Genomic DNA, 6766 nt, shown 5'->3' on the forward strand with positions numbered 1-6766 from the left:
TTATTTACTAAATTGGCTTATTGAAAACCCGAAGGTAAGGTGTTTCAAATCCCTTACTATTCATATATATATTCATTAGCAGCAAGCAGTCACGTTTTGCTAACCGCTTTCTTAATCCAAGAGTTTTTTGTTTTTCGAGTCGATAAAATTCTTTATTGAATAATCTGACTAGATAAGTATTATGGAATAGCAACGCTGGATTAACTACTCAGATGGATAAGCCGAATTGACTTAGAGTGCGGAACAACAACGTTGGATTGATTACTCAGATGAATAAGCAGAACTGATTAGAATTACGGAAAATAACCCTAGATAATAGGAACCATTAAAATTAGATTTTACGAGATCCATAGAAAAAACCATCAACTCACTCTACTCTATTTTAATTTATAAAACTTTACGGCCGATCTGAACGCGAAAAAACCAATCTGAACGTAGTTGGACTCAATAACCAAAATTAAACGCTACAATCAATGATAAAGTTGCTTAATTAAACTGTGTGGAATTTAAAAGCCGGCTGCTAACACCGTGTATAATTAATTGCTTTTTTGAGCTTACTTACGAAAATTCCTGCGGAATTTTCTCTGGTTCGTGAAAGTTTGCTAAATTAGCTACCCAACCACGCAACTAATCATACACAAAACCGTTAGCTTTAATTGTTCCGAAAAATGAAAATCGTAACCGAAAAAATAAATAACGAACCAAAACATTCCATCTCGAAAAAGGATGTGAAAGCGATTATCGAAATTGTTCCTGATGATTGGATTGGAATTGCTCACATTTTTTCAATTTCTTCTCAACTATTTGAGAATTCGAATTGGGACAGACCAGTTATTCAAAATAATACAACGTTCAAAATATTATCACGCGGAATTGACCGAAACGAAATAATAAAAGAATTACTAATTGAATTAGCTATTAGACCAACCAAAACGTATCCACCTAAAGGACATTCTTTGACAAAATCACAACGGAAAAAATTAGAGGAATTGATAATGCCATACTATAATAAACTGACTGAATAAAACGGAACTATCACTCAAGCGGAATTTGAGCAAGTTTGCGGAATTGAAAAACGGAATGACAAAAATACGTGCTCACTCAAATGTGTCACAACTAAAAGCTAACAACGTGTATAAAAAATTGCTAAATTAGTACTTAAACAAAGGTAGTTGCATTTTTGTTACGTCTGAATTTCCTTCGGAAATTCCTCGCACACAAAACCGCAACTATTCATACACAAGACCGTTGTGGCTAATTTGAGAAACCGCTGAAAAAACAATAAACTAATGAAAAAAGATAAAGAACATTTAGGGTTTAGTAAAGGAGTTAATGATTACTATAATCATTATATTACTGTTGCAGACGCTAAAGCAGGTGTTCTCATTGCTATATCTTTTGTTGTATTTGATTTTCTTAAAGATTTAAAACATTGTAGCAATTTAGAAAATTTCCTTTTCTATTGCTCATCTATTCTATTAATGTTGACCTGTGCATTTTCAGTTTGTGCAGTTTTCCCAAGAAATCCAAAGAAAAAAAAAGGAGTTGTATTCTGGGAAAACGTAAAAGAATTCAAAAATGACAAAGAATATTATGATAATGTAACAAAGTTAGATTTAAATAAAATCGAGAAAACTTATTCCATTCAAAATTATCATTTAAGTAAACTTTTGAGTCGAAAATATTTCTTTATTCGAATAACAATTATTGTGTTTATTCCAAGTTTAATCAGTTTATCAATTCTATATTTCTTAAATTAATATGCCAACTTGGAACAAAGATTATTGGAATAAAATAAAAGACAACTTTAACGCAAACATTGACGGATTGCAAGACAAAGTTGATTCAGTTACTAACGGACAAAAAGCACCTTCTTTAGATGAAATAAAAATTGGTTCAGGAAGAAAAATGAGAGCAGCCTGTCTTTTTTTTGATATTAGAGGCTTTACTTCAAGAACTAACTCATCTGACATTGACAAACTAAAGGAAACTTTGTATATGCTCAATTGTGTCATACCTACGGTAATGAAAATAATTTATGACTATAATGGCTATATTGAAAAAAATACTGGAGATGGAGTTATGGCAATAATTGGGTTGGAAGATGACGATTCAATTTCTGCTAATAATGCATTAGATGCTTCTCTAACTATTTTTTACACTTTAAAGCATTTGATAAATCCACATTTAGAAAGTAAGAAAATAAAGAAAGTAGACGCTCGAATTGGAATTGATTTAGGTCAAATTTTAATAACTAGAATAGGTTTACCTACTGGTACAAGTAAATATCAGCGTAACTTTCTTACTGTAGTTGGACCAACAGCAAATATTGCTTCAAAAATTCAAAATTTTGCGAGTACTAACAAAATTTGGGTTGGCGACCAAATTAAAAAACACGCTTACGCCTCGAATAAAGATTATTTTAAAAAGAAAACACCAGATGATTGGACTTGGATTTATAATAAGTCAAAGAATAAATATGAAGTTTGGGAATATGATGCAGTTTGGATTGAAATATAAAAAACTAGCCACAACACCGTATATAATTTATTGCTAGTTCTCGCCTACTTACGAAAGTCCTCGCGGACTTTCGTGGTCGGTAATTATTTACTAAATTAGTTGCTTGAAACACGCAACAAACCATATACAACAACGTTACCACACATTTGAACGCAACATTGAAAATAACACTAAAAATCATCGGATTGATAATTTTATTGATATTTCTATACTTTATAGAATCGATTATATTTTGGATGATTTTTGGTGAAGGTGGACAAGCCAGCGCTATTATGGATAATGGATTGACAAAATTAATTATGTATGTTCTTCCAGTAATAATTGTCGGCGGAATTGGATTTAAAGTATTTAAAAAAGAATAAATCAATGTTCGAACTAATACTTTCAACTTTAGCGGAATTTGGACTTATACGTGAGGATTTTAAACACCATAAAAAAATCACTAAAAAGGAGGAAGAAGATGGAGTAAAAAGACCTTTTCAAAGATACTTTTTACAACCTAGTTCAATTTTGGTTATTTCTGTTTTAATTATTGGATGCATAAGTGCATTTATATTCTTTGGTTATCAAAGGAAATCTATTTTTCCAAAAAATACTGAAAAAGAAATATCTGAAATGAGTGACAGAATGGAAAATTGGAAAGAAAATCTTGGAAAATACCCTACAGAATTAAATGAATTAATAGGAAATAGTCCTTTAAGACAAGATTGGAAAAAAGACGCTTGGAATCGAGAATATAAATTAACGATTGTGGAAAATGGAAAAGGATTTTTAATTACATCTGCTGGCTCTGATGGAAAATTTGGAACTGAAGATGATATTAAATCGGAATAATAAAAAACGTGTGGTAACACCGTGTATAATTAATTGCTTTGTAAGTGCTCATCTGGAATATTCCTTCGGAATATTCTCAGGTTCGTAAAAGTTTACTAAATTAGTTGCTAAACCACGCAACTAATCATACACAAAACCGTTGTACGCAAGCTGAAAAACTCACTCAAATTGATAAAAAAAGTATTGATTGGAATAATAGGATTTATTCTTGGAATAGGTTTCGGATTCTATTTTGAAGGCTTCTTTCGAGAAATAATTCAAGATATTTTTCGATTTACTACTTCCGACAAAATTCGATTTGTGGGAAAAAATATTTCCATCTTTTCAGACAGAACATTCGAATATATACTCGGATTTGCTTTAATGACTTTTTTATTGGCAAACATCAAACTTAAAACAAAGCGGATTTTGAAAAATGTTATAATTTGCCTACTGATTTTTGGAATCTCTATTTTCCTAATTTCAGCAATTAATGCAAATTTAAAAGTATTACAATGTACAGCTTGTGACAACGGAATTGTCAAAATTCATTGGAACAATATAAATTTCGGACTTACAATTGGATTAAGTGCAATCTTTTCAGTAGTTCCAAGTATTATAGTATTAATAAATAAAATAAAAGCCAGCGTACAACACAGTATATAAAAAATTGCTATTTTGTGCTTTACCAATGTTAGTTGCTTTGTTTGCTAGCTTCTGATTTTCCTTCGGAAAATCCTCGCATACAAACACGCAACATTTCATATACATAAACGTTAGGCAATATTAATCTAAACAATTAAAATAAAACAAATGTATAAAGCAGAAAGAATATTAAGTGGTTATTTTATTTTATTCATCATTATTTTAATGAGTTGTGATAGTGACGAACAAACAATTACCGACTTAAACAAAGTTGAAATTCAATATGAGGAAAACTATTTAGATGACAGAATATTTTTTAATTCGAAAGATAAAATGATTTACTTTATCACTTTTTACAGTCGTAATTCTGAGACAACTGCTTGTAAAATCAATGCATTTAATTATGAGTTAAAGAAAATAACATCACAAAAAATGATGGAATATTCATACAATCCAGCGATTTCAACTAATTCAATAGGAATATACAATAATCAAGTAGAAATTTATATCCTATCCGGAGATAAACTAACCATTCTTGATGGTGTTGATTTAAATGAAATAGCTAGTTTAACTATTCCAAATAGTCTAATTTCTAATGTTAAAACTAAAGATGGTTTGCTATTCATAAGTCATAAAGAAAATACCCAGGATTTTGTTTCAGTTCATAACAGACATGATTTGACTTTAAATCCTGAAGCTGGAAACATTGAAAGCAATTCTAATTATGGGTATCTGATGGTATTTAAAGATAATTTAAATCAAATTAGATGTTTGTCATTCCCACGATTGTCAAATGATAGATATTTTCGTGATTTTACCTTTGATAATCAAGGCACCTATCTAAATTTTGGTTTGGGAAGAGATGGCAATGTTGTATTTCGGGAGAATATATTAGCAAAAACCAATGATAATGTTGATTTTATTTTGACAGGCCCTTCAGGTACGATTCATAATAAAGATGAATTATTATTAACAGAATCTGAAAAACTAAAATTGTATACAGGTCAATTTGAAGATTATTTTATAAGTGATGATGGAGCTTATATTTATTCAATACAAAATAATTTATCAATAGATAGATACAATGCTTCAACATTCATTCTTGAAGAGTCAATTTCAATAAATGAGAACGGAAAAGATTTATTTGTTACTGAAGATCAATTTATAGTTTTTGACTATATAAACAAAAAGGTTAGTTTTTCATTTTATCAAAAATAACATTGCCTAACACCGTATATAATTTATTGCTAGTTCTAGCCTACTTACGAAAATCCTCGCAGATTTTCTATTCGGTTTTTATTTGCTAAATTTAATGCTTAAACCACGCAACAAACCATATACAAACACGTTAGCGGCCATTTTGGCGCACACTAACAATTTTAAGGCTTCCACTCTATTCTGCAATTATTTGCATTAGAAATATCACGCTGGAATTTAAAACTGAACGAATAAAAATATTACGCTTGATTTTCTACTCATTCGGAGCATTACGTTTGACTTTTCACTCATACGGAACATTACGCTGGAATTCTTACTCAAACGGAACACAACGCACAAATTATCGGCTTGCCTAACTTCGATTCTACGATTCGAAAATATAGCAATCCTCAATTTTTGGCTGATAAGCGGAATGTCAAAACGTTCGGCTGAACTCTGTAAAAATAGGAATCGTACAACTTTTGACTAAAAAACAAAAGAAAAAAAAAGGAATAATAATTCGGAGATTTTTTTGAGATTTTTAAGTAAAAGAGTAAAACAAGTTCAAATTATATAACTTGCGAATAGTTTACGCGAGAATATAACGTTGTAATGAAAAAAACGGCAGCTAACAATGTATATAATTTATAGCTGCTTCTAGCCTACTTGCGAAAAACCTCTCGGTTTTTCTATTTCGATAATTATTTGCTAACTTACTCGCTGAAAACACGCTACAAACCATATACGAGACCGTTACCTGTAATTATGAAAAACATCCTGCTTGCCATAATATTATTTCCACTTTTGACTTTTAGCCAGTCATCTAAAACTTATATGGAATTGGTTGATGCAGCAAAAACGAAGAAAAGTGCCGAACAAATTGAAAAGTTGATTATTGGAACGTGGGAATTTCAAAAATTGACAGATAAGAACGGAAAAACAATTGCGGAAGTGAAACATTTCGTGAATGACACAATTACAGCGACTGAATTTGTTTCTCGACCAAATATGCGAATTGAAATGGACAAAACGTATGAACTATTTGGTTGTGAAAATTCGGAAAACTGTGAAAGCGGAATTTGGGAATATGACTCAAAAGCAAAGATTTTTAGAATGACTTTTAATAAACCAAAATACAACGTGCCGATTGACAAACTTGCACCTGGACTTTTGGAACAATTAAAAAAATCTGGTTCTTTAATTGAGTTTACGAAAAACGAAATAGAAATAGCGGAAATCACTCAAACGGAATTGAAAATATTTGAATTTTTAGAAAGTGATGGAACCGATTTCAAGTATAATTTAAAAGTGTATCGGAAAAAATAACTACAGGTAACAACGTGTATAATTCATTGCTAGTGCTAGCCTACTTACGAAAGTCCTCGCGGACTTTCTATCTGTGATTTATTTGCTAACTTTAGTGCTTAAACACGCAACGAAATCATACACAAAACCGTTGTAAAACATTTACGAAAAACCTCGAATTTGAAATTTATATTGAAAATAATTTTAGTAGCAGTAGTAATGTTAGTAGTTGGAATAACTGTTTTTCTTGTTGCATTTGGAGACCATACAAATAGAACGAATTTTA

Annotated in this window: 8 protein-coding genes; all 8 read left to right on the forward strand. The window is 30.6% G+C overall.

From position 1 onward, the window contains the following. Positions 1–668: 668 nt before the first annotated feature. On the forward strand, positions 669–1025 hold the full coding sequence (locus K1X16_RS17430) for a hypothetical protein (RefSeq protein WP_225037355.1): 357 nt from the start codon (positions 669–671) through the stop codon (positions 1023–1025). 264 nt (positions 1026–1289) lie between these two features. After that, positions 1290–1760, forward strand: a complete 471-nt coding sequence (locus K1X16_RS17435; protein ID WP_225037356.1) for a Pycsar system effector family protein — start codon at positions 1290–1292, stop codon at positions 1758–1760. Between the two features lies 1 nt (position 1761). After that, on the forward strand, positions 1762–2520 hold the full coding sequence (locus K1X16_RS17440) for an adenylate/guanylate cyclase domain-containing protein (RefSeq protein ID WP_225037357.1): 759 nt from the start codon (positions 1762–1764) through the stop codon (positions 2518–2520). A gap of 158 nt (positions 2521–2678) precedes the next feature. After that, positions 2679–2882: a hypothetical protein gene (locus K1X16_RS17445; protein WP_225037358.1), complete on the forward strand. Its 204-nt coding sequence runs from the start codon at positions 2679–2681 to the stop codon at positions 2880–2882. Positions 2883–2886: 4 nt separating this feature from the next. Next, on the forward strand, positions 2887–3354 hold the full coding sequence (locus K1X16_RS17450; RefSeq protein WP_225037359.1) for a type II secretion system protein GspG: 468 nt from the start codon (positions 2887–2889) through the stop codon (positions 3352–3354). Positions 3355–3522: 168 nt separating this feature from the next. Further along, positions 3523–3999 (forward strand): hypothetical protein, encoded by a 477-nt coding sequence (locus K1X16_RS17455; protein ID WP_225037360.1) that lies wholly within the window; start codon positions 3523–3525, stop codon positions 3997–3999. A gap of 147 nt (positions 4000–4146) precedes the next feature. Next, positions 4147–5196, forward strand: a complete 1050-nt coding sequence (locus K1X16_RS17460) for a hypothetical protein (protein ID WP_225037361.1) — start codon at positions 4147–4149, stop codon at positions 5194–5196. A 744-nt stretch (positions 5197–5940) separates the two neighbouring features. Beyond that, the gene (locus tag K1X16_RS17465) at positions 5941–6501 is read left to right on the forward strand and encodes a hypothetical protein (protein WP_225037362.1); all 561 of its coding nucleotides are present in this window, start codon (positions 5941–5943) and stop codon (positions 6499–6501) included. Positions 6502–6766: the final 265 nt, after the last annotated feature.

Origin of the sequence: Winogradskyella sp. SM1960, assembly GCF_020179375.1 — a bacterium.
Classification (GTDB): Bacteria; Bacteroidota; Bacteroidia; order Flavobacteriales; family Flavobacteriaceae; genus Winogradskyella; species Winogradskyella marina.

Excerpts from the sequence above, each read along its gene's own strand:
- K1X16_RS17430 (WP_225037355.1), top strand. The coding sequence starts at position 669 with ATGAAAATCGTAACCGAAAAAATAAATAACGAACCAAAACATTCCATC.
- K1X16_RS17435 (WP_225037356.1), top strand. The coding sequence starts at position 1,290 with ATGAAAAAAGATAAAGAACATTTAGGGTTTAGTAAAGGAGTTAATGAT.
- K1X16_RS17440 (WP_225037357.1), top strand. The coding sequence starts at position 1,762 with ATGCCAACTTGGAACAAAGATTATTGGAATAAAATAAAAGACAACTTT.
- K1X16_RS17450 (WP_225037359.1), top strand. The coding sequence starts at position 2,887 with ATGTTCGAACTAATACTTTCAACTTTAGCGGAATTTGGACTTATACGT.
- K1X16_RS17460 (WP_225037361.1), top strand. The coding sequence starts at position 4,147 with ATGTATAAAGCAGAAAGAATATTAAGTGGTTATTTTATTTTATTCATC.
- K1X16_RS17465 (WP_225037362.1), top strand. The coding sequence starts at position 5,941 with ATGAAAAACATCCTGCTTGCCATAATATTATTTCCACTTTTGACTTTT.